The 24,584-nt window shown below is 68.3% G+C and carries 18 protein-coding genes; all 18 read left to right on the forward strand.

Going from position 1 to position 24,584, the window contains the following annotated elements; all coding sequences use genetic code 11:
- On the forward strand, positions 1 to 522 hold a 522-nt coding region (locus IFT89_RS15100; RefSeq protein WP_202939372.1), incomplete at its 5' end, for an FHA domain-containing protein.
- Position 523: 1 nt separating this feature from the next.
- The gene (locus IFT89_RS15105; protein WP_202939373.1) at positions 524 to 2,167 is read left to right on the forward strand and encodes a serine/threonine-protein kinase; all 1,644 of its coding nucleotides are present in this window, start codon (positions 524 to 526) and stop codon (positions 2,165 to 2,167) included.
- 39 nt (positions 2,168 to 2,206) lie between these two features.
- Positions 2,207 to 2,965, forward strand: a complete 759-nt coding sequence (locus tag IFT89_RS15110) for a hypothetical protein (RefSeq protein ID WP_191940622.1) — start codon at positions 2,207 to 2,209, stop codon at positions 2,963 to 2,965.
- Between the two features lie 120 nt (positions 2,966 to 3,085).
- Positions 3,086 to 8,344, forward strand: coding sequence for an Ig-like domain-containing protein (locus tag IFT89_RS15115; RefSeq protein WP_202939374.1), 5,259 nt, complete (start codon positions 3,086 to 3,088; stop codon positions 8,342 to 8,344).
- 50 nt (positions 8,345 to 8,394) lie between these two features.
- Positions 8,395 to 9,363, forward strand: coding sequence for an AAA family ATPase (locus tag IFT89_RS15120; protein ID WP_191940624.1), 969 nt, complete (start codon positions 8,395 to 8,397; stop codon positions 9,361 to 9,363).
- The gene (locus tag IFT89_RS15125) at positions 9,360 to 10,739 is read left to right on the forward strand and encodes a DUF58 domain-containing protein (protein WP_202939375.1); all 1,380 of its coding nucleotides are present in this window, start codon (positions 9,360 to 9,362) and stop codon (positions 10,737 to 10,739) included. The genes IFT89_RS15120 and IFT89_RS15125 overlap by 4 nt, the downstream gene beginning before the upstream one ends.
- Positions 10,736 to 13,189 (forward strand): transglutaminase domain-containing protein, encoded by a 2,454-nt coding sequence (locus IFT89_RS15130; protein ID WP_202939376.1) that lies wholly within the window; start codon positions 10,736 to 10,738, stop codon positions 13,187 to 13,189. The genes IFT89_RS15125 and IFT89_RS15130 overlap by 4 nt, the downstream gene beginning before the upstream one ends.
- 37 nt (positions 13,190 to 13,226) lie before the next feature.
- Entirely contained in the window at positions 13,227 to 13,868 is a 642-nt protein-coding gene (locus IFT89_RS15135) for a spermidine/putrescine ABC transporter substrate-binding protein (RefSeq protein ID WP_137242161.1), read from the forward strand.
- 120 nt (positions 13,869 to 13,988) lie between these two features.
- Complete coding sequence (locus tag IFT89_RS15140; RefSeq protein WP_202939377.1) at positions 13,989 to 15,422, forward strand: hypothetical protein; 1,434 nt, start codon at positions 13,989 to 13,991, stop codon at positions 15,420 to 15,422.
- 347 nt (positions 15,423 to 15,769) lie between these two features.
- Positions 15,770 to 16,144, forward strand: a complete 375-nt coding sequence (rpsL, locus tag IFT89_RS15145; RefSeq protein WP_056008169.1) for a 30S ribosomal protein S12 — start codon at positions 15,770 to 15,772, stop codon at positions 16,142 to 16,144.
- Entirely contained in the window at positions 16,144 to 16,614 is a 471-nt protein-coding gene (gene rpsG / locus IFT89_RS15150; RefSeq protein WP_064296707.1) for a 30S ribosomal protein S7, read from the forward strand. Before rpsL ends, rpsG begins: the two co-directional genes overlap by 1 nt.
- A gap of 87 nt (positions 16,615 to 16,701) precedes the next feature.
- On the forward strand, positions 16,702 to 18,816 hold the full coding sequence (fusA, locus tag IFT89_RS15155; protein ID WP_064296706.1) for an elongation factor G: 2,115 nt from the start codon (positions 16,702 to 16,704) through the stop codon (positions 18,814 to 18,816).
- A 141-nt stretch (positions 18,817 to 18,957) separates the two neighbouring features.
- Positions 18,958 to 20,148, forward strand: coding sequence for an elongation factor Tu (gene tuf / locus IFT89_RS15160; protein WP_064296705.1), 1,191 nt, complete (start codon positions 18,958 to 18,960; stop codon positions 20,146 to 20,148).
- Positions 20,149 to 20,323: 175 nt separating this feature from the next.
- Positions 20,324 to 22,138 (forward strand): DUF4012 domain-containing protein, encoded by a 1,815-nt coding sequence (locus IFT89_RS15165; RefSeq protein WP_202939378.1) that lies wholly within the window; start codon positions 20,324 to 20,326, stop codon positions 22,136 to 22,138.
- A gap of 469 nt (positions 22,139 to 22,607) precedes the next feature.
- Positions 22,608 to 22,916: a 30S ribosomal protein S10 gene (gene rpsJ, locus IFT89_RS15170; protein ID WP_005050520.1), complete on the forward strand. Its 309-nt coding sequence runs from the start codon at positions 22,608 to 22,610 to the stop codon at positions 22,914 to 22,916.
- Positions 22,917 to 22,940: 24 nt separating this feature from the next.
- Entirely contained in the window at positions 22,941 to 23,594 is a 654-nt protein-coding gene (gene rplC / locus IFT89_RS15175) for a 50S ribosomal protein L3 (protein WP_056008154.1), read from the forward strand.
- Between the two features lie 4 nt (positions 23,595 to 23,598).
- On the forward strand, positions 23,599 to 24,264 hold the full coding sequence (rplD, locus tag IFT89_RS15180; protein WP_079705263.1) for a 50S ribosomal protein L4: 666 nt from the start codon (positions 23,599 to 23,601) through the stop codon (positions 24,262 to 24,264).
- A complete protein-coding gene (rplW, locus tag IFT89_RS15185) occupies positions 24,261 to 24,560 on the forward strand; it encodes a 50S ribosomal protein L23 (RefSeq protein WP_056008147.1) in 300 nt (99 codons plus the stop codon). Before rplD ends, rplW begins: the two co-directional genes overlap by 4 nt.
- Positions 24,561 to 24,584 lie beyond the last annotated feature (24 nt).

The raw sequence follows: 24,584 nt of genomic DNA on the forward strand, positions 1-24,584 counted from the left end.
CTGATCTGGTCGCCGAGGTCCGATGGTCCGGCAGCCACCGCGGTCGCCGCACCGGAACCCGCGGCAGCCGGACCATCGGACCTCGGCGACCACGACGGCCACACGATCCTCGCCGAGGATCTCGCCGCGCTGCGTGCGCGTCGCGCGGCCGAGACCCCGCCCGCACGGTCGTCCACCCCGTCGGCCACGCCGCTCACCTACCTCGAGCTCCCCGGCGGGACTCGCCAGTCGCTCGCCTCGCCCGTCGTGCTCGGCCGGGCGCCGAGCGTCTCGCAGGTCCCGGCGTCCGTCGTCCCGACGCTGGTCACGCTCACGGGTGACGACATCTCGCGGAGCCACGTGCGTGTCGCGGTCGAGGGCGGCACGGTCGTCGTCACCGACCTCCACTCGCGGAACGGCACGCAGGTCGTCCTGCCCGGTCAGGCACCGCAGTCCTTGCGACCTGGGGAGCCGACGCCGGTGATCGTCGGGACCGTCATCGACCTCGGCGGCGGCGTCGCGCTGCGCGTCCGAGAGGGCTGACGTGCGCCGTTCACCCTCGCAACCGCCGGCCATCCCCGGGCTGCGGTTCGAACGACAGCTCGGAGCCGGTGGGTTCTCCGACGTCTTCCTGTACGAGCAGCAGCTGCCGAGGCGTCAAGTCGCCGTCAAGGTGCTCCTCGCCGAGCACCTCAGCGAGCAGACCCGCGAGGCCTTCGTCGCCGAGGCGAACCTCATGGCGCAGCTCTCCGCGCACCCCTACATCGTCACGATCTACACGGCGGACGTCGCTCCGGACGGACGACCGTACCTCGCGATGGAGTACTGCGCGGGGCCGAGTCTCGCCGAGCAGGCGAAGCTGCGGCGGTTCGCCGTCGCCGATGCACTGCGCACCGGCGTCCGCCTGGCCAGTGCGGTGGCGACCGCCCACGCGGCCGGCATCCTCCACCGCGACATCAAACCAGCCAACGTGCTCACCAACGCGTACGGCTGGCCGGCGCTGACCGACTTCGGCATCTCGCAGGCCGTCGAACTCGAGGTTCCGACGACCGCCGGCCCCGGGCGCCCTGGCGACGTCGGTTCCACCGGTGCCTCGGGCACGCAGACGGTCGGTCTCTCCATCCCCTGGTCGCCGCCCGAGATGTTCGAGGACGAGCCGCATCCGGACGTCCGGTCCGACGTGTTCTCCCTGGCCGCGACGGTCTACACGCTGCTCGCCGGACGGACGCCGTTCGAGATCCCCGGGCAGTCGAACGGTGCGGCCGACCTCATCAGCCGGATCGAGCGCGGGACCGTCACCCCGCTCGGGCGAGACGACGCACCGGCTTCCCTCGTCGCGACGCTGCAGAAGGGCCTCGCGAAGGACCGCGCCAACCGTTTCGAGAGCGCCGTCGACTTCGCTCGGGCGTTGCAGCGCGTCGAGATGGAGCTGGCCTACGCGCCGACGCCCATCGACATCCCGAACCTCGTGCAGCCGCAGTCGCAGGCCCCCCGACCGGACACGTCCAGCAGTGCGTCGGACGAGACGCGGGTCCGACAGGTCCCGACGGTCGAGGCCCAGCCCCGACCCGGCGTGCCGAGCGTGCAGCCGTCGGTCGGCGACGAGACGGTCGTCCGCTCGGCGGGACCGCTCGTGCAGCCGATCCAGCCCTCGGCCCCGATCATCGTCGGAGCGGCCTCGCTGCCCTCCGAGACGATCCGCCGAGACCGCCTCGAGACCGCCGCTGCAGTTCCCACGGAGGACCCCGATGCCGATGCGGCCGGACGAGGCAGACGTCGCCGACTGACCCGCCTCCTCATCGTGGGCGCCGTCGCGGTGCTGGCGGTCGGCGGCATCGCGGCCGGGATCATCTGGCAGGGGGCGGCCGCCGACCCGAAGCCCACGGCCGCCGCGACCGGGGCGCCGATCCAACTGAGCGACGTCCCCTCGCCGAAGCCGTTCGGCGTGAACATCAGCGAGGACGGCAGCGTCGTCACCTTCATCTGGGACAACCCGGACCCGCAGGACGGCGACTCGTACATCTACCAGGTGACGAGCAGCGGCAAGAATTCGCCGAAGGTACCGACCTCGACGTATGCGGTCGATCTGAAGCCGAGCGCTCCGGGCGCGCAGCTGTGCATCGAGGTGGTGATCGTCCGAGGCGGCGTCACCTCACCCGATCCACTCGAGATGTGCTCGCAGCAGTAGCGGGACCGAGACGATGACCGACCACAGGGGGACCAGACGATGACCACGGACGAGGCGACCGACACGGCGACGACGAAGACGGCGGTGCGCGTCGAGTTCTGCGGCGAGGAGTACGCCGTGGACGCACGCAAGCCGTTCCTGATCGGGCGCGAGGGTGACCTCGTCGTCGACGAGAACCCCTTCCTGCACCGGACCTTCCTCAGCGTGACCTTCGATGCCGGGCTCTGGTGGCTCACGAACATCGGGAACACCCTCTCCGCGACGGTGACGGACACGACCGGTAACGTGCAGGCGTGGCTCGCGCCCGGTGCCCGGCTTCCGATCGTGTTCCCCGAGCTGCAGGTGTTGTTCAGTGCCGGGACGACGACCTACGACTTCACGATCACCTCGGACCTCGAGTACTTCAGTCCGTCGCAGCTCTCGACGACCACCGCCGGAACCACGACGGTCGGGCCGATCCACCTGACGAGCAGCCAGCGCCTCCTCATCGTGGCCCTGGCAGAGGACGTCCTGCGCCAGGCGTCGCCCGGTCGCGGCGAGATCCCGGCGTCCGCCGCCGCTGCCGCCCGCCTCGGTTGGAGCCAGACCACCTTCAACCGCAAGCTCGACAACGTCTGCGACAAGCTCGACAAGTTCGGTGTCCAGGGGCTGCGCGGCGGGCCGGGGAAACTCGCGACCGGCCGTCGTGCACGGCTCGTCGAGTACGCGGTCTCGACCCGTCTCGTGGACGCCAGCGACCTCCCGCTCCTCGACCACGCCGATCAGGCGGATGCCGGCGAGGTCGGCCCCGGCCGTTAACGAGCGCGACATCTGATGTATGTCATTCTTGTCGATGAGACTGACTCGCAACTTTGCTAGACTCAGCGGCGACCGTGGCATGATGGCGGCCGCCTGACCGAACACTTCACCTGGGGGATCGTGAGCAACTGGAGTGCCTGGCTGCGCAAACGCAAGACCGCGGCCTCGATCACGGCCCTGTCGGTCCTCGTCGCCGTGCCGGTGACCGCCGCGCTCATCCACCAGGGCTTCCCGGTCACGGAGGTCGACCTCGAGTCCCGCGACGTCTGGGTCACCAACGGCGAGTCGCTCCTCGCGGGGCGGCTCAACGATCAGATCTCCGAACTCGACGGAGCGGTGTCGACGGCGTCGAACAACGCCGACGTGCTGCAGGACGGCGACGACGTCTTCCTCCAGGACAAGGCGCTCTCCTCGCTCGAACGCATCGATCCGGCCTTCACGAGCCTCATCCAGCGTGTCTCGCTGCCGACCGGCGCGACGGTGCACTACGGCGGCGACCGACTCTCGGTCGTGGCGGGGGAGACCGGCAAGCTCTGGTCCGTCGATGCCGCGGGGGAGCTCCGCTTCGACCCCACGGAGACGAAGCCGATCGTCTCCATCGGCAAAGCCGGTCAAGCGGTCGTCACCTCGACGGGCACCATCCTCGCGGTCGCACCCGCGAAGGGGCGCCTCTACCGCATCCTGCCCGACGGCACGAAGACCGAGTCGAAGCTCCCGAAGCTCGACGACTACCAGTTGAGTGCTGCCGGTGAGCAGGCGGTCATCCTCGACCTGAAGTCCGGCGACCTCGTGAAGCAGGACGGCTCCGTCGTCGAGCTGCCGGGCAAGCCGCTGAAGATCCAGGAGCCGTCGGCATCGGACGACGCCGCCGTCATCGCGACCGGTGACTCGCTCGTCCGCGTCCCACTCGGCGGCGGCGACCCGGAGGTGCTCGACGCGGACGTCACCACAGCGGCGACGAGTGCGGCCGAGGTCACGGCACCGGTCAACCTCGACGGCTGCATGCACGGAGCCTGGGCCTCCTCGAGTCGGTACGCAGCCGAGTGCGCCGACAAGAAGCCGGTCATCGAGGACATCAACCCGGAGACCATCGGCCAGCAGCTCGTCTTCCGGGTGAACCGCTCGGTCATCGCCCTGAACAACGTCCAGACCGGCAACTCCTGGCTCGTCCAGGCGAACATGCGCCTCGTCGACAACTGGGACGAGGTGACACCCCCGCAGGAGGAGGACGGCGAGGACGGCGACGAGAAGGCGTCCGAGCAGTCCTTCGAGGACACGCTCGCCGAGCGCACCGAGGAGAACCGTCCGCCGATCGCCCGCGACGACGCGTTCGGCGTCCGTCCGGGTCGCGCGACGGTCCTGCCGCTGCTCGACAACGATTCCGATGCGGACGGCGACGTCCTGACGATCCAGAACACCAGCGACGTCGCGGCGGAGACCGGCAAGCTGGAGTACATCGACGGCGGGCGTGCGCTCCAGTTCACCCCGGCCGAGGGGTTCGTGGCCGGGACGACGTCGTTCCGCTACTCCGTCAACGACGGCCGCCCAGGCGGCGTGGCCGAAGCGAACGTGAGCATCGCCATCAAACCGCCCGAGGTCAACGAGCCGCCGACGTCCCATCGCGAGGCCGCCGTGTCGGTCGAGGCCGGGCAGACGGTCACCTACAACGTGCTCGCCGACTGGCGTGATCCCGACGGCGACGACATCTTCCTCCAGTCGGCGTCGCCGGCGTCCAGCGACCTCGTCCGGTTCACCCCGGACGGGTTCGTGACGTTCACGCACGCCTCGCCCGAGATGGGTCCGCGCGACGTCAAGTTCGTCGTGTCCGACGGGGTCACCTCGGCGGAGGGCACCCTCAAGGTCGACGTGCAGCCCGCCGGAGCCTTGAGCCCGATCGGGACACCCGACTTCGTCTCGACCTTCGTCGGCGAGTCCGCGCTCGTCCAACCGCTGGCGAACGACCAGTCCCCGAGTGGGGCCCCGCTCGGCCTCATCGGTGTCGAGGCCCTGCAGGGCGGACTCGTGTCCTCGCCGAGCCTCGAGAAGCAGTCGGTCACCGTGTCCTCGAACGAGCCCGGCACCTACTACCTGAAGTACACACTCGGCGCCGGAATCGCCTCCAGCATCGGGCTCATCCGCGTCGACGTCCTCGAGAAGCCCACCGACGTGCGGCCCCCCGTCGCTGTGAAGGACGAGGGATATCTCCGGCCGAACGAGACGATCACGATCCCGGTCCTCGCCAACGACGAGTCACCGGGCGGGCAGGTGCTCGCCGTGCAGTCCGTCTCCGTTCCCGACGAGTCGACCTCGTTGTCCGTCGAGGTCCTCGACAGCGCGGTCATCCGCGTCTCCTCGTCCGCGCCGATCGAACAGCAGCTGCAGTTCACCTACGTCGTGTCCGACGGCACCTCGTCGGCGACGGCGGCCGTGACGGTCGTGCCGGTGCCACCGCTGCCGAAGCATCAGGCACCGGTCGCGACCGATGACGCGGTCGTCGTCCGAGCGGGCGACATCGCCAACGTCGCGGTGCTCGAGAACGACTACCACCCGGACGCGGCGGTCATGCTCGTCGATCGCGAGCTCGTCGAGGATCCGACCGCCGGCCTCGCCTTCGTCGACGACGACGAGGTCCGCTTCCAGGCGCCGAGCGAACCGGGCACCTACACGACGACGTACCGCGTGTACGACACCTTCGGTGAGGCCGACACGGCGACGGTCACGTTCAACGTGGTCGGCGAGGACAAGAAGAACAACCAGCCGCCCGTGCCGCAGCTGCTCACCTCGCGCGTGTTCGCGGGTGCGACGGTCCGCGTGGACGTCCCGCTCGACGGGCTGGACCCGAACGGTGACTCCGTCGTCGTCGACGACATCGCCTCGGCACCGTTGCTCGGTCGGGTCATCGAGCAGGGGAGTACGTGGTTCGTCTACGAGGCGGCTCCGGACTCCTCCGGGACCGACACCTTCCAGTACCGGGTGAAGGACACCTACGGCGCGGTCGCCGTCGGCTCGATCAAGATCGGGGTCATCGGACGCCCGGAGGTCGACGGCCAGCCGAACGCGGTCGACGACTACATCGAGGTCCTCCCGGGCAAGGTCGCTTCCGTACCGGTGCTCTCGAACGACTCCGATCCGAACGGGTACAAGCTCAAACTCGAACCGAAGCTGCTCTCGGTGGACGACGGCCTCACCGCCGAGGTCAGCAAGAGCCGCGTCGTCATCGAAGTGCCGGAGGAGGAGGCGTTCTTCACCGTCCGGTACCAGATCACCAACGGCAAGGGTGGCATCGACAGCGCCTACATCCAGGTCAAGGTCACGAAGGATGCGAAGCCGCAGTTCCCCGAGGCGGATGACCACGTCCTCGAGGACGCCGACATCGTCGGCAAGAAGACCATCGACATCGACGTGCTCGACGGCGCGCAGAACCCCGGCGGGCTGATCGACGACCTGAAGCCGAGCCTCGAAGGTGTGAACGCCGCCTCCGGCGAGGTCCGCGACGGCGGCACCATCCGGGTGACCCTCACCGACCGACGCCAGGCGATCGCCTACCGGTTGACGGACCCGGTCACGCAGCTGAGTGGCGCCGCGTTCATCATCGTGCCGGCCGCGACGGACGGCGAGCCACCGCGGATGAAGAGCCCGCTGCCGGAGCAGATCGTCAAGGTCAACGAGACGCGCACCTGGAAGCTTTCCGACATCACCGAGGCGCCCTCGGGCAAGCCGGTCACGATCGCCTCCGAGGGCAGCGTCGTCAACTTCCGGAGCAACGGCACGTCGAGCTACGTCGACGACGCCACGATCACCTTCACCCCGGCGAAGGACTACCGCGGACCCGCCTCGGTGAGCTTCGAGGCCACGGACGGCCGAGAGAGCAAACTGCTCACGCTGCCGATCACGGTGGGCGACCCGAACCTCGAAGACGTCCCGCCGACGTTCACCCCGCCGACGGTGACGATCGAGGCCGGCGAGGCTCCGGTGACCGTCGACCTGCGGGCGTCGAGCGACCACCCGAACCCGAAGATCCTCGCGGCGCTCACCTACCAGGGCTTCGGTGGCACGACCGCGGGCGTCCAGGGCAGCCTCTCCGGTTCGCAGGTGTCGATCTCCGCCCCGCAGGGGACGCAACCCGGTACCTCGGCCACGCTGACGTTCACCGTGAACTACAAGGAGTACTCCGTCCCGGGGTCGATCAACGTCCGCGTCGTCTCCTCGACCAGGCCGCTCCCACGTGCCATCGACGACCGCGTCGAAGAGGGCCGCAAGAACAAGGCCGAGTCGATCAGCGTGCTCGCGAACGACTACAACCCGTTCCCCGACACCCCGCTCAAGATCGTCGACGCCACCGTTGAGAGCGCGCCGGCCGGTGGGGCGACGGCCACGTTCTCCGGTGGCACGGTAACGGTCACCCCCGGTTCGTCGAAGAGCGGGACCGTGAGCGTCATCTACACGGTCCAAGACGCGACGAACGACCCCAACCGGAAGGTCCAGGGTCGCATCACGGTCATCGTGAAGGACGTGCCCGATCCACCGTCGCTCAGCCTGAAGAGTGCGAAGAGCGGCAAGATCACCGTCGTCGTCGGCGGTTCGCCGGCGAGCAACGGCTCGCCCATCGACTACCACGCGGTGAAGTGGAGCGGCGGCGGGGAGAAGCAGTGCGCCCCCGGCAACGACTGCACCTTCGACGTGACGAACGGGCAGAGCTACACCTTCACCGCCTATGCCCACAACGCCGTGGGTCCGAGCGCAGGTTCGAACGAGATCTCGGCGACCGCCTACGGCGTGCCGAGTGCGCCACAGAACGTCTCGCTGAAGTCGTCAGGGGATGCGCCGGCGACGTTGACCATGCGGTGGAACGCCCCCGCCGACACCGGCGGACAGGTCGACAAGTACCACTGGCGGATCATGAGCGGCTCCAGCACGGTGCAGACCGGGACGACGGGTGGCACCAGCGACTCGGTGGGTGGCATCGGCGCCGGTACCTACCAGGTCTACGTCTCTGCGGAGGGTCCCGGAGGTACCGGACCTGAAGGCGGGCCGGCCGAGGTGACGGTGAACAATCCGCCGCCGCCGAAGCCGAGCGGCTCGCTCTACAAATCCGGTCAACCGCACGCGTGTCAGAGCGGCGGTACCGGTTGCTACGACGTCGGAGTCCGCTACGCCGACGTCCCGAACGGCAACTACGACGTGCAGATCCAGCGCAATGGCTCGGCGGTGGGTTCGACCTCGAACATCAACGCCAGCGGGACGGGCAGCTTCGTCCACAACAACCACCTGGGCGTCATCCCCGCCGGTGAGACGATCACCGCGTTCTTCCGGAACACGGCGACGGGCGAGACGTTCAGCATCGGGGCCACCTCAGCAGCCGCATGGAACGCGATGTAGCGGCTCGACCTTCCACCTCTCCCTCCTACACGAAAGCATCCAACACCTCCATGACTGTCACGCAGGAACAGGCCACCTGGTTCGCCGACGCGTTCGGCAAGCTCGTCGGCAACGTCGAGCAGGCCATCCTCGGCAAGGAGCACGTCATCAAGCTCGTCGTCACGGCCATGCTCTCGGAGGGCCACGTGCTCCTCGAGGACTACCCGGGCACCGGCAAGACCGTGCTCGCGAAGGCCCTCGCGAACACGCTCGACGGCACGAGCTCGCGGATCCAGTTCACGCCCGACCTCCTGCCGTCCGACGTCACCGGTGTGACGATCTACGACCAGGGCAAGGGGATCTTCGAGTTCCACAAGGGGCCGATCTTCGCCTCCATCGTGCTGGCGGACGAGATCAACCGTGCCTCGCCGAAGACGCAGTCGGCACTCCTTGAGGTCATGGAGGAGGGCATCGTCACGATCGACGGCACGAGCTACGAGGCCGGCCAGCCCTTCATGGTCATCGCGACGCAGAACCCGATCGAACAGGCGGGCACCTACAAGCTGCCCGAGGCGCAGCTCGACCGTTTCCTCATCAAGACGACGCTCGGCTACCCCGACCGCCAGACCTCCGTGAACCTGCTGCTCGACGCCTCCAACCGGGCACGCGCGACGAAGGTGCAACCGATCATCGCCTCCAGCGCGGTCGTCACCATGGCGCAGCTCGCCACCGAGGTGCACGTCGACGGCAGCATCCTCGAGTACGTCGCCGACGTCGTTGCGGCCACCCGCGATGACCAGGACGTCGCCCTCGGCGTGAGCATGCGTGGTGCTCTCGCGCTCGTGCGCGCCGTCAAGACCTGGGCGATCTCGCAGGGACGCACCTACGTCACCCCCGACGACGTCAACGACCTCGCGCAGGCCGTCCTCGCGCACCGCATCATCATCGACCCCGAGTCCGACTTCGCCGGCGTGACCGCGCAGGACGTCGTCGCCCGGGTCCTCGTCAGCATCGCTCCGCCGGCGTACCGCGCAGCATGAGCGAGACCCTCGAGCAGCGCGCCGCCGCCGCGCCGGACGGATCCGATCCGGTCCGCACGGCGTCGGTCGGTGCGCCTGCCGAGGCGGGCCAGGACGGCCCCGATGCGCACGTCGACGGTGCGCCGGCTCCCGCCCGACGGCCGAACCCGTTCCGCAGCGCGCTCGACGGCGTCGGTGCCGTCGTCGTGCCCTGGGCCAGGGTCGCCTGGACGGCAGCGCAACCCGTGCTCGCTGTCGTCAGCGGCCTCGGCTGGGTCGTGCTCGCGATCGGCGTCATCGCGACCGTCGCCGGCTTCATCCTGGGGTGGGCGGAACTCGTCTTCCTCGGCTTCGTGCCGCTGGCCGCGTTGCTGGCCTCCGTCGCCTACCTCTTCGGGCGGTCGACCTTCCGTATCTCCATCCACTTGAACCCCACCCGGGTGACCGTCGGCGAGCGCGCGATCGGGCAGGTCCTCATCGCCAACCCCGGCAACCGCGCCACGACGCCCACGCGCCTCGAGGTCCCCGTGGGCTACGGCCTCGCGGAGTTCGCCATTCCGGCGATCCCGAAGGACGGCGAACACGAGGAACTGTTCGCCGTTCCGACGAACCGGCGAGCCGTCATCCCAGCCGGGCCCGCCGTGTCGGTCCGTGGCGACCAGCTCGGCCTGTTGCGCCGCGAGGTGCGCTGGACGGAACCGGTCGAGCTCTTCGTGCATCCCGAGACCACGCGCCTCCACCCGACGGCCGCCGGTCTCATCCGCGACCTCGAGGGCCTCGTCACGAAGACCATCACGAACAACGACATCTCCTTCCATGCGCTCCGCGGGTACGTCCCCGGCGACGACCGCCGCTACATCCACTGGAAGTCCTCCGCGAAGACGGGCCAGCTCATGGTGCGGCAGTTCGAGGAGACGCGGCGGTCGCAGCTCACCATGGTGATGACGACCGACTCGCGCTATTACGCCGACGACGAGGACGAGTTCGAGTTGGCGGTGTCGCTCACCGCGTCGATCGCGACCCAGGTGATCCTCGACCAGGTCCCGATCAGCGTCGTGACCGACCGGCTTGCGCTGCGGACCCACACCGTGACCTCCTTCCTCGACGACAGCTGCCGTCTGCAGCTCGCCGAGGGCACCTTCGACACCCCGCGCACCTTCGCCCGGGAGACCACGAAGCGCCTGCCGGCACCGAGCGTCGTCATCATCGTCGCCGGTTCGCGACTCGAGGCACAGGAGTACCGGGGGATCCAGCGCCTCTTCGGTCCCGATGTCAACGTGTTCGGCATCCGCGTCGAACGCGGTGCACGGGCCGGCATCAAGGACGTCGCCGGGATGAACGTCATGACGGTCGGAGCCTTGAGCGACCTCGCCAAGGTCATGTCGAGGGCGCTGTGAGCGGGGTCGACGAGCGCACGACGGTGCGCCCGCCACGCGCGGCCGCCGGGTCCGCCGCGGACGTCGACGTCCAGGGCATCGTCCCGACCTTCGTCGCGCCGTGGCCGTTGCCCGGCCGCTCCTGGATCGACCTCGCGGTCGTCTTCGTCCTCGCGGCCCTCGGCCTGCTCGGCTTCGGTGCGGCGCTCAGCGGCACCGGGTTCCTCCTCGCCGGTCTCGGTGGCCTCGCGCTCGGCATGGCGGTGGGCGTCGCCTCCCACGCCCTCCGGCTGAACGCGCTCCTGACCGGCCTCTCGACCGTCCTCGTCTTCTACGTCTTCGGCAGTGCCCTGGCGATGCCGTCCGTGGCGACGTTCGCGGTCCTCCCGAACCTGCGGACCCTCGGTGGCATCAGCATCGGCGCCGTGTTCGGGTGGAAGGACTTCGTCACCCTGCAGACCCCGCTGAGCGCGCCCGCGTACATCATGACGCTGCCCTACGTTGCGGGGCTGCTCGTCGGTGTCGTCTCCGCCGTGCTCGCCGTCCGCTGGCTGCCGCGGCGTCCGCAGGTCGCCGTCCGCTGCGCCATCGTGCTCGTCGGCCCGACCGTGCTGTACGCCCTCGGCGTCCTCCTCGGTACGCAGACGCCCTTCCTGGCGGCCGTCCGCGGGATCGCGTTCGCGCTCATCGCCCTCCTCTGGCTCGGGTGGCGGCCGGGTGCCGGTCGTGGCGAGAACGCGGCAGCGTCGACCACCGCCGTCCTCCGTCGCAAGAAGATCATCGGTACGGCGGTCCTCGCCGCGGTCGCGGTCGTCGTCGGCGGCGGCGCGGCCGTCGTCGCCTCGCCAGCCGCGGACTCCCGGTTCGTCCTCCGCGAGGTCGTCACCCCGCCGTTCGACCCCCTGGAGTACCCGAGCCCGCTCGCCGGGTTCCGCGAGTACACGAAGGACCTCGCCGAGACGAAGCTCTTCACCGCCACCGGCCTCGAGCCGGGGGATCGGATCCGTCTGGCGGCCATGGACAGCTACGACGGACGTCTGTGGACCGTCTCCGGGCCCTCCACGGCGACCGACGGTTCCGGTGCCTTCGAGCTCGTCGGCGATCACCTTCCCGGACCGCAGCTCATGACACCGGGCAGCGACCGACGGGTCTCGATCGACATCACCGGCTACGACGACATCTGGGTGCCCAGCGTCGGGTACCCGAGCGCGCTCACCCTCGACGGCAAGGCGGCGGAGCGATCCGAGGACATCCGCTACAACGCCGAGAGTGGCGCGGCCGTCATCACCTCGGGCATCGGCACGGGCGACGACTACGAGGAGCGGACCACCACGCAGGCGGTCCCGAGCGACACGGCCCTCGCGACGACGCCGACCGCAGCGGTCGAGCTGCCGCCCGTCACGAACATCCCGGACATCGTGGTCGCGAAGGCCTCGGAGTTCGTCGGCACCGAGACGACGCCCATGGGGCAGCTGCGCGCGATCGAGCAGACCCTCCGCACCACCGGGTTCCTCAGCCACGGGCTCGCCTCGGACAGCTCTCCGTCACGCGCCGGCCACGGTGCCGACCGGATGTCGGAGCTGTTCACCCGCACACCGATGGTCGGCGACGAGGAGCAGTACGCGTCGGCGTTCGCGCTCATGGCTCGCTCGCTCGGCTACCCCGCGCGAGTCGTCATGGGCTTCGCGCCCGAGGTGACCGAGGGCCAGGGTTCGGTGCAGGTCGTCGGAGACGACGTGACGGCGTGGGTCGAGGTGCCCTTCGAGGGCTACGGCTGGGTGGCGTTCTCACCGACCCCCGACGAGACCGAGATCCCGCAGGACCAGGATCCCAAGCCCAAGACCGAGCCGCAGCCGCAGGTGCGTCAGCCGCCGCGCAGCGACAACCTCGACGACAGCCTCCTCACCGAGGCCTCGATCGACGACGGCGACGACAAGGACAAGAACGACGGACTCGTGATCCCGGAATGGGTGTGGTGGCTCGCGCTGATCGTGGGTGTCCCGGTGTCGCTGTACGTCATCCCGCTCCTCGCCATCTCGGGTGCGAAGCGTCGGCGGACGAAGCGTCGCCGCGCGGGCGGTGGTGATCGCAGTGCCGCCGGTGCGTGGGACGAGCTGATCGACCGCTACGCCGAGCTCGGGTACACGGTGCCCGCGGCCGCCACGCGGTCGACCACGGCATCCGCGCTCGGAGCCCAGGAACCGGAGGGCGCGACCACGCTCACCGCGCTCGCGGGGACGACCGACGACGTCGTCTTCTCCGGTCGTGACGTGGACGATACGACGGCCGACGAGCTGTGGCAGCGGTCGGAGGCCGAGGCGTCACGGGCGCAGGGAGCGCTCGGCTGGTTCGCCCGCCAGCGGAGCCGGTTCCGCTACCGCGCGAAACGCAGTCTCGTGAGTCGGCTGCAGCCGTCCGGTTCGCTCGCCCGGCGAGCAGCACGCGACCAGCGCGCCACCGGAGGTCGCTGAGGCCGATACAGCCGCCGAGGCGCTACCCTCGGTGAGTATGGAGCGCTCGCTCGAGACCAGCGTGAGCCAGGCCGTCGACGCCTGGCTCCGGTGGCTGCCGCGCTGGCACCCCGCCGCCCACCGCGGACGCACCCGGATCTGCCGCCGGTGCATCGGCTCCCCGATCCTGCGCGCAGCAGGCCTCGTCGATGACGTCCCGCACCAGGTGCAGCACGGTCTCGCCACCCGGATGAAGGCCCTCGTCGACCACGCGGTGGCGGAATACACCGAGCAGAACCTCCCCGTCCTCCGTGCCGAACTGCGTGCCGCCGACCTGCGCGAGGCGCAGCGCTCCTACCGTCCGGGGGAGGGGCTCGACCCGGAGTTCGACGGCCTGCAGCTCGACCCCGACCCGGATCCCGAGCAGCCCTACCTCTTCACCCTCGCGGAGCTCGGCGAGTCCCAGGCGAGGACCGTCCCACCACCCCCGCCGTTGTCCGACGACGCGAAGGAGGCGCTGCGCACCGAGATCGCCCTCGCCGACCAGTGCGCGAACGAGACCGGGCGCCGCATCTGCGAACTGCTCGTCGGGCACCGCCTCGCCATCCACGACGCCGTCGAGCGGTACGTCGAACCGCAGGTCACCGCGCTCCTCGACGACCTCGCGCTCGAGCTCGATTCCCCCACCTCGCCCTGGTAGCCGTCGGGGCACACCCGAACGCAGGAGGGGAGATCTCCCCATCGTGCTGTCCGACACCCGTCACTATACTTTCGAGCACTTGTCATCAGCACGATCCATGCTCATTGGGGGCGCAACACCATGACCGATCCCGGAGATCAGAACCCGCAGCAGCCCCAGTGGCAGCGACCGCCCGCCCAGCCCGACCCGCAGCAGGGATGGCAGGGTAACGGCCCACAGCAGTCGGGCTCAGGCCAGCAGCAGACGGGTCAGTACGGACAGCAGTCGCCGTATGGGCAGTCGCCGACCCAGCCGTCAGGGCAGTACGGGCAGCAGTCCGGCCAGTACGGTGAGCAGTCGTCCGGCCAGCACAGCCAGCAGACGAGTCAGTACGGCCAGTACAGCCAGCAGACCGGTCAATACGGTCAGACGGCGCAGTACGGCCAGCAGCCGACCGAGCAGTTCGGTCAGCAGGGCACCGGTCAGTACGGCCAGCAGCCCACCGAGCAGTACGGCCAGGCGCCGTACGCGCAGGGCGGCTACGGCGGCGGCCAGCAGCCGCCCAAGAAGAAGCTCTCGAAGAAGGGGCTCACCGGCATCATCGCCGGCGGAAGCGCCCTCCTCCTCATCATCGTCGGTGGCATCGTCGGGGTCAGCGTCGGTAACGCCCTCCACGCCCCGGAGGTGACGGTCAAGAGCTACCTCGACGCCCTCAAGTCGGGCGACGCCGAACAGGCGCTCAAGCTCTCCGGTACCGAGGTGTCGGCGGCCGACGTGCTGCTGACCGACGACGCGTACAAGGCGGCGTCCGGCAAGGTCTCCGGTTACACGATCGGGAAGACGACGACCAGCGGGAACACCGCGACCGTCGAGGCCCGTCTCACCCAGGGTGGCGAGAGCGTCGACCAGGAGTTCACGCTCACCAAGGTCGGCAAGGACGCCGTGCTCTTCGACAAGTGGAAGCTCGAGGCTCCCGAACTCAGCACGGTCCAGGTCGACGTGGTCGCCCCTGAGGACGCGGTCGCGACGGTCGGCGGTGTCGACCTCACCGACGTCGAACCGATCGCCGAGGGTTCGTACCAGCTGCGTGCCCTCCCGGGCACCTACGACGTCGCCCTCAGTGAGAGCGACTGGTACACCGCCGAGGCGACGACCACGACGGCCGTGGGCTTCGGTCAGGCCGCGGAACCCGCGACGCTCGCCGTCGCCCTCACCGACGCCGGGACGACCGCCGTCGAGGAGGCCGTCAACGCGTACATCGACGGCTGCGGTGCGGCGACGGAGCTCGCCCCGGAGGGGTGCCCCTTCGAGATCCGCAACGACACCGGCTTCACCCCCTCCGGCGTGACCTGGAAGTTCGACACGCGCCCGACCTTCACGATCGGCGACTTCGCGGGCGGCGGCTGGACCGTCGACTCCGAGACCGTCGGACGCATGTCGATGACCTGCACGCTGACCGACCCGGCCACCGGCCAGACCGGCCCGGGCTACAGCATCAACCCGGTCGACTTCGTCGTCGGTGGCACGATCGAGGGCTTCACCGACGAGGGCGCGACCTTCGTCCCGTCCCCGTAGACGCCGAGCTGTACGGCCCCTGGGAGCGATGCTCCCAGGGGCCGTCGTCGTTTGACCACAGCCTGTCGGCGGGCTAGTCTTGGTTGGGTGTGCGCGCTGTCGTGCGCTCTCGTGCTGTCCACGTTCTCCGGAGCCTGGCTCGGGGGAGTGGACAGCAGTCTTGCACCATCGGGTTGATCCCCGCCGGGCTGGTCCCGGTTGCCGATCGCCCCCACGGCATACCCACCACGAAAGCGACGCGCACTCGCGCGGCGCCGGTGGGTCCATACGACCTCGTGATCCGGGAGACCGGTCCACGAATGCTGCAGTACCACTGTCACCGTGCAGTCATCATCAAGGAGCAAGTAGTGCCAACCATTCAGCAGTTGGTTCGGAAGGGCCGCAGCCCCAAGGTCGTCAAGACCAAGGCGCCCGCCCTGAAGAGCAACCCCCAGCAGGCCGGCGTGTGCACCCGCGTGTACACCACCACCCCGAAGAAGCCGAACTCGGCGATGCGCAAGGTCGCCCGCGTGAAGCTGCGCAACGGCACCGAGGTCACCGCGTACATCCCCGGTGAGGGCCACAACCTCCAGGAGCACTCGCTGGTCCTGGTCCGTGGTGGTCGTGTGAAGGACCTCCCGGGTGTCCGTTACAAGATCGTCCGTGGCGCCCTCGACACGCAGGCCGTCAAGAACCGCAAGCAGGCTCGCAGCCGCTACGGCGCGAAGATGGAGAAGAAGTAATGCCTCGCAAGGGTCCAGCTCCGAAGCGTCCCGTCGTCGCCGATCCCGTCTACGGCGCCCCCATCGTCAGCCAGCTCGTCAACAAGATCCTGCTGGACGGCAAGAAGGGCCTCGCTGAGCGCATCGTCTACGACGCACTCGAAGGCGTCACCGCCAAGAACCAGGGCGACGCCGTCGTCACGCTCAAGAAGGCGCTCGACAACGTCCGCCCGACCCTCGAGGTGCGTTCGCGCCGCGTCGGTGGTTCCACCTACCAGGTGCCGGTCGAGGTCAAGCCTCACCGCGCCAACACCCTCGCCCTGCGCTGGCTCGTGAGCTACGCGAAGGGCCGCCGCGAGAAGACGATGACCGAGCGTCTCCAGAACGAGATCCTCGACGCATCGAACGGTCTCGGTGCAGCCGTCAAGCGTCGTGAAGACACGCACAAGATGGCCGAGTCGAACAAGGCGTTCGCGCACTACCGCTGGTAGTCGCCGCCCGATGCGAGGGCGGGCGATCCGCCCGCCCTCGCGTCACCGAGTGAATCAGCTCACCCCTACCTATCCCCGGAGGACCCCGTGGCACAAGACGTGCTCACCGACCTGAACAAGGTCCGCAACATCGGCATCATGGCCCACATCGATGCCGGCAAGACCACCACCACCGAGCGCATCCTGTTCTACACGGGCGTCAACCACAAGATCGGCGAGACCCACGACGGTGCGTCGACGATGGACTGGATGGCGCAGGAGCAGGAGCGCGGCATCACCATCACGTCCGCCGCGACGACCTGTTTCTGGAACAAGAACCAGATCAACATCATCGACACCCCCGGCCACGTCGACTTCACGGTCGAGGTCGAGCGTTCGCTCCGCGTCCTCGACGGCGCGGTCGCGGTGTTCGACGGCAAGGAGGGCGTCGAGCCCCAGTCCGAGACCGTCTGGCGTCAGGCCGACAAGTACGACGTCCCGCGCATCTGCTTCGTCAACAAGATGGACAAGCTCGGCGCCGACTTCTACTTCACCGTCGACACGATCATCAGCCGCCTCGGCGCGAAGCCGCTGGTCATCCAGCTGCCGATCGGTGCCGAGTCCAACTTCGAGGGCGTCGTCGACCTCGTCGAGATGCGTGCGCTCACCTGGCGCGGAGACGCCAAGGGTGACGTCGAGATGGGCGCCAAGTACGCCATCGAGGAGATCCCGGAAGACCTCAAGGAGAAGGCGGCCGAGTACCGCACCGCGCTCCTCGAGGCCGTCGCCGAGACCGACGACGCGCTCATGGAGAAGTACTTCGGTGGCGAAGAGCTGACCGTCGCGGAGATCAAGGCCGCGATCCGTCACCTCACCATCACGAGCACCATGTACCCGGTCCTCTGTGGCTCCGCGTTCAAGAACCGCGGCGTCCAGCCGATGCTCGACGCCGTCATCGACTACCTCCCCTCCCCGCTCGACGTCCCGGCCATCGAGGCCCACGACGCGCGCGACGAGGAGAAGGTCGTGGAGCGTCACCCCGACTCGACCGAGCCCTTCACCGCGCTCGCGTTCAAGGTCGCGGTGCACCCGTTCTTCGGTCGCCTGACGTACGTCCGCGTCTACTCGGGTCGTCTCGACTCCGGTGCGCAGATCATCAACTCGACCAAGGGCAAGAAGGAGCGCATCGGGAAGATCTTCCAGATGCACGCCAACAAGGAGAACCCGGTCGACTTCGTCACCGCCGGTCACATCTACGCGGTCATCGGCCTGAAGGACACCACCACCGGTGACACCCTGTCCGACCCGCAGCACCAGGTCGTCCTCGAGTCGATGAGCTTCCCGGAGCCCGTCATCGAGGTCGCGATCGAGCCGAAGACCAAGGCCGACCAGGAGAAGCTGGGCACCGCGATCCAGAAGCTGGCCGAAGAGGACCCGACGTTCCGCACCGAGCAGAACACCGAGACCGGCCAGACGGTCATCAAGGGCATGGGCGAGCTCCACCTCGACATCCTCGTCGACCGCATGAAGCGCGAGTTCAACGTCGAGGCCAACGTCGGCAAGCCGCAGGTCGCGTACCGCGAGACCATCAAGCGCAAGGTCGAGAAGTACGGCTACACGCACAAGAAGCAGACCGGTGGTTCGGGTCAGTTCGCGAAGATCCAGTTCGATCTGGAGCCGATGGACGTCACTCCGGAGACGACCTACGAGTTCGTGAACGCCGTGACCGGTGGTCGCATCCCGCGCGAGTACATCCCGTCGATCGACGCCGGTTTCCAGGATGCCCTGCAGGTTGGTGGCCTCGCCGGCTACCCGGTCGTGGGTGTCAAGGCGATCATCACCGATGGTGCGGCGCACGACGTCGACTCCTCGGAGATGGCGTTCAAGATCGCCGGCTCGATGGGTCTCAAGGAGGCCTACTCGCGTGCCAACCCCGTCCTCCTCGAGCCGCTCATGGCGGTCGAGGTGCGTACTCCTGAGGAGTACATGGGCGACGTCATCGGAGACCTCAACTCGCGCCGTGGACAGATCCAGTCCATGGACGACGCCACCGGCGTCAAGGTCATCCGTGCCAACGTGCCGCTCTCCGAGATGTTCGGCTACATCGGCGACCTCCGGTCGAAGACCTCTGGTCGTGCCGTGTACTCGATGACGTTCGAGAGCTACGCGGAGGTCCCGAAGGCTGTCGCCGACGAGATCATCCAGAAGAACAAGGGCGAGTAGTCACTCACTCTCTCTTCACCGCGGTCCGGCCGGGTGTGCGAACACCCGGGCGGATCGCGTAACATGAATACACATCCCTGCAGTGCGTCGGGCATCGAATGGTGCCCGGCGTCCCGCACAACGTCCTGAGGAGGACTCACAGTGGCAAAGGCCAAGTTCGAGCGGACCAAGCCGCACGTCAACATCGGTACGATCGGTCACGTCGACCACGGCAAGACCACGCTCACCGCGGCGATCTCGAAGGTCCTGGCGGACAAGTTCCCGTCCGCGACCAACGTGCAGCGCGACTTCGCGTCGATCGACTCCGCGCCGGAAGAGCGTCAGCGTGGTATCACGATCAACATCTCGCACGTCGAGTACGAGACCCCGAAGCGCCACTACGCGCACGTCGACGCCCCCGGTCACGCTGACTACATCAAGAACATGATCACCGGTGCTGCGCAGATGGACGGCGCGATCCTGGTCGTCGCCGCCACTGACGGCCCGATGGCTCAGACGCGTGAGCACGTGCTGCTCGCCAAGCAGGTCGGCGTCCCCTACCTGCTCGTCGCGCTGAACAAGTCCGACATGGTCGACGACGAGGAGATCCTGGAGCTCGTCGAGCTCGAGGTCTCCGAGCTGCTCGCCTCGCAGGGCTTCGCTGAGGACGCACCGGTCGTCCGCGTCTCGGGCCTCAAGGCGCTCGAGGGCGACGAGAAGTGGGTGCAGAGCATCCTCGACCTCATGGACGCCGTGGACGCCAACGTCCCCGACCCCGTGCGCGACAAGGACAAGCCCTTCCTCATGCCGATCGAGGACGTCTTCACGATCACCGGTCGTGGAACCGTCGTCACGGGCCGCGCCGAGCGTGGCACGCTCGCGATCAACTCCGAGGTCGAGATCGTCGGCATCCGCCCGACGCAGAAGACGATCGTCACGGGTATCGAGATGTTCCACAAGCAGCTCGACGAGGCATGGGCCGGCGAGAACTGTGGTCTCCTGCTCCGTGGCACGAAGCGTGAAGACGTCGAGCGCGGCCAGGTCGTCGTGAAGCCGGGTTCGGTCACGCCGCACACGAACTTCGAGGGCACCGCGTACATCCTGTCCAAGGATGAGGGTGGGCGTCACAACCCGTTCTACGCGAACTACCGTCCGCAGTTCTACTTCCGCACCACCGACGTCACCGGCGTCATCACGCTGCCCGAGGGCACCGAGATGGTCATGCCCGGCGACACCACCGACATGACCGTTGAGCTGATCCAGCCCATCGCCATGGAGGTCGGCCTCGGCTACGCCATCCGTGAGGGTGGCCGCACCGTCGGCGCCGGCACCGTCACCAAGGTGCTCGCGTAAGCATCCGCTGACGCGAACCCCTGATCGACCGCAGGGTCGACACGGTTCCACACGAAGGGCCCGGAGCATTTCGCTCCGGGCCCTTCGTCGTGCGTGCCGTCGGACGGTCGGGACCCCGGTACCTCATATGTAAGATATCAGGCGACCCATTCTGCATCGAGCCGCCGAGGTGACCGTGTCCCGTTCGTCCATCCGTCCGCGTCGCCTGTCGCGCCCACGTGTCCTGATCCCGAGCATCGTCGCCCTGTCCGTTCTGCTCGGCATCGCTGGAGCCACCGTGTCGGCGGCGGTGGAGGCCATGTCCGTCCGGGAGGAGCTCACGTCGGTCCTGCCTGAGCTCGAGGCGATCCGTGCGGGCGTCGTCGGTGACGGCGCCGACGCGATCGATCCTGCCGTCGTGCAGCGCGCCGGCGACGCGGTCGAGCGGGCCCTGACGTCGACTCGGCGGCCTGACTGGTGGCTCGCCGAACGCGTGCCCGTCTCCGGGGTGAACTTCGTCGCGGTGCGCACGGCCGTCGAGGCGGCCCACGTGGTCGTCGACGAGGTCGTCGAGCCGGTCCTCGACCTGTCCGTCGACGGACTCGCGGTCGACGGGCGACTGGACACGGAGCGGGTGGGGCGGTTGGCGCGCACCTCGGCGCGCGCGCTCGAGCGACTCGAGGAGCAGGTCGCGCGCCTCGACCGCCTCGACCGGTCGGTGCTCCTGCCGCAGGTGGCGTCGGCGTTGGTCGGACTCGACGGACCGCTGCGCGAGGCCTCATCGCTCGCCTCGCGGCTCGCACCGGTGCTGCGAGCGCTGCCCGGGTTCCTGGGGGAGGAGGGGCCGCGAGACGTGGTCGTCCTGTTCCAGAACTCGGCGGAGAGCCGAGCCCTCGGCGGCATCGCGGGAGCTTCGGCGCTCGTGCACGTCGAGGAGGGCGCGCTGAGCGTGACCAGGACCCTCGGCGGCGCGGACTTCGTGTCGCACGCCGATCCGGTGGTGCCCCTCCCGGCCGATGCCGACGCGCTCTACCGGACCGAGGGCTACGCTGCCGCAGGCACCTCCATCCATGAGGTGACGGCGCGGCCGGACTTCCCGTACGGTGCGCAGGTGGCTTCGCGGCTGTGGCAGGAGAGTCAGGGCGTCACGCCCGACCTGGTGCTCGCCGTGGACCCGGTCGCGCTTTCCCATCTGCTGCGAGCGACCGGCCCCGTCGTGCTGGACGACGGTACGGAGCTGTCGAGCGAGACGGTGGTCGACGAGCTCCTGAACGGCGTGTACCGAGACCACCCGGGTCTCAGCGACGAGGCGAACCGGGCGCAGGACGCGACCTTCACCGCCGTCGTGCAGGCGCTCATCTCGCAGCTGCAGGCGGGCTCCATGGTGGTGCCCCGTGCGATCGACGGCTGGGTGCAGGCGGTCGACGAGCGGCGTCTGCTCGCCTGGAGTCCCGACCGCGTCGAGGAGCGGGCGTTGGTGCTCGCCGGGGTCGGCGGCGCCCTGCCCGAGCGTTCGTCTCGTTCGGTGCCGTTCGGGCTGTACCTCTCGGACGCGGTCGGGTCCAAACTCGAGTACTACCTCCGACAGCGGGTCCGTGTCCGTGCGGCGTCGTGCGACGTCGACGGGACCCGCACGGTGATGGTCACGTCCGAGCTCTCCAACACGATCGACACGGAGCCGGAGCTCGACACGGAGGCGTTCGACTACATCGCGGGGTTCCACGAGCGTGAGGGGCTCCCGCGTGGGTGGATGCGCTTGCGGGTCATGGCCTACGCGCCCGACGGTGCCGACATCCACTCGGTTCGCGTTGACGGCGCCGAGGCCCCGTACACGGCCGGATCGGACGACGGACGCCCCGTGGCCTACGTGGTGGTGACGATCGCGCCGGGCGCGACGGTGACACTCGACGTCGATGCGGACGTGTCCGGCGCGACGGTCGACGCGGTGCGGTTCCTGGGCACCCCGGGGGTGCGTCCGGTCGAGGTCGACAACGTCGTCGAGCCCTGCTGAGCAGCGGCGCCTCGGTGCTCACGACGCCCGAGACTGAGCGGATCCTGACCATCCGACGCCCGCGACACGCCCGGGTTGCACGCATGGTGGATCCGTGGCAAACTAGTCCAGTTCAGTACTTCGGACGAGCGTGCCTGTGCGCGCTCCGGCGGATCACTGCCAGGTAGTGCATAGGAGCTCCCAGACGCGGCAACGCGACAGGGATCGAGCCTAGGCCGCGGGTAGCAGAACACCAATCACTTCATCGCAATCCAGGTCGTAGCAGTGCTACGCCCAGCGTCGACCACGAGTCGGGGTGGAAGCCGGTGGATGACCACGAGGGTCGCAAGACACGAGTGGTCGTTGACAGCAGAACAGTGGTGCGACACCAGTAGTGCCAATGGCGCGGAGCAACCGAACGTTGCAAAGCGCACGATATGCGTCCAATACGGAGCGATCCGCACGACGCGAGACAGAGAGTGAGTCACACATGGCGGGACAGAAGATCCGCATCCGACTGAAGTCGTATGACCATGAGGTCATCGATACTTCGGCGCGCAAGATCGTCGACACGGTCACCCGTGCAGGCGCAACCGTCGTCGGCCCCGTGCCGCTTCCGACGGAGAAGAACGTGGTCTGCGTGATCCGTTCGCCGCACAAGTACAAGGACAGCCGGGAGCACTTCGAAATGCGCACCCACAAGCGTCTGATCGACATCATCGACCCGACCCCGAAGGCCGTCGACTCGCTCATGCGTCTCGACCTGCCGGCGGACGTCAACATCGAGATCAAGCTCTGAGCTCGGTAGAGACGGAAGGAAGACATGTCTAACACGAAGACCAGCAAGGGTCTGCTCGGCACCAAGCTCGGCATGACCCAGGTGTGGGACGAGAACAACAAGCTCGTTCCCGTCACCGTCATCGAGATCACGCCCAACGTGGTCACGCAGGTTCGCACCCCCGAGGTCGACGGCTACGACGCCGTGCAGATCGCGTACGGCCAGATCGATCCCCGCAAGGTCAGCAAGCCTGACGCGGGTCACTTCGACAAGGCCGGCGTGACGCCGCGTCGTCACCTCACCGAGGTCCGCACCGCCGACGCATCCGAGTACTCGCTCGGCCAGGAGCTCACCGTCGACGGTGTCTTCGAGGCCGGCCAGAAGGTCGACGTCGTCGGCACTTCGAAGGGTAAGGGTTTCGCCGGTGTCATGAAGCGTCACAACTTCAAGGGAACGGGCGCATCTCACGGTGCTCACCGCAACCACCGCAAGCCGGGCTCCATCGGCGCCTCCTCGACCCCGAGCCGTGTCTTCAAGGGCATGCGCATGGCCGGTCGTATGGGTGGCGAGCGCGTCACCGTGCTGAACCTCCGGGTTCACGCCATCGACGCCGAGAAGGGCCTGCTGCTCGTCAAGGGTGCCGTTCCCGGCGCTCGTGGCCGCATCGTATTCGTCCGCACCGCAGTGAAGGGAGCGTAGTTCCATGGCTATCGCTACTCTCGACGTGCTCGACACCAAGCTCAAGAAGGCCGGCACCGTCGACCTTCCTGCCGAGGTGTTCGACGTTCAGACCAACATCCCGCTCATCCACCAGGTGGTCGTCGCGCAGCTCGCTGCCGCCCGCCAGGGGACGCACAAGACCAAGCGCCGCGGCGAAGTGTCCGGTGCCGGCCGCAAGCCGTTCAAGCAGAAGGGTACGGGTAACGCTCGTCAGGGCTCCATCCGTGCACCTCAGATGACCGGCGGTGGCATCGTCCACGGTCCAGTGCCCCGCAACTACGCACAGCGCACCCCCAAGAAGATGATCGCCGCGGCTCTCCTCGGCGCCATCTCCGACCGCGCACGCGGCAGCCGCCTGCACGTCGTCGACTCCCTCTCGATCGGTGAGAAGCCGTCGACGAAGGCCGTGTCCGAGTACCTGACGAACGTCGCTTCCTCGAAGCACGTCCTGATCGTCCTCCAGCGCGACGACGAGGTCAGCCTCCGCAGCGTCCGCAACCTGCAGAACGTGCACGTGCTGTCGTACGACCAGCTGAACGCATACGACGTGCTCGTCTCCGACGACATCGTCTTCACCAAGGCCGCCTTCGAGGCATTCGTCGCCAGCAAGACCGGCAACACGGCCGCAACCGAGGAGGTCTCGGCATGACCGCGATCAACAAGGACCCCCGCGACGTCATCTTCGCGCCGGTCGTCTCCGAGAAGAGCTACAGCCTGATCGACGAGGGCAAGTACACCTTCCTCGTCGACCCGCGCTCGAACAAGACCGAGATCAAGCTCGCCATCGAGAAGATCTTCGGTGTCGAGGTCGCTTCGATCAACACCCTCACCCGTCAGGGCAAGACCCGTCGCACCAAGTTCGGCACCGGCAAGCGCAAGGACACCAAGCGCGCCATCGTGTCGCTCAAGTCGGGTTCCATCGACATCTTCACGGCTGTTGGCTAAGACGGCCGGGAACGAAGAGGAATA

The sequence above is a fragment of the Plantibacter sp. CFBP 13570 genome (assembly GCF_014841395.1).
Taxonomy (GTDB): domain Bacteria; phylum Actinomycetota; class Actinomycetes; order Actinomycetales; family Microbacteriaceae; genus Plantibacter; species Plantibacter auratus.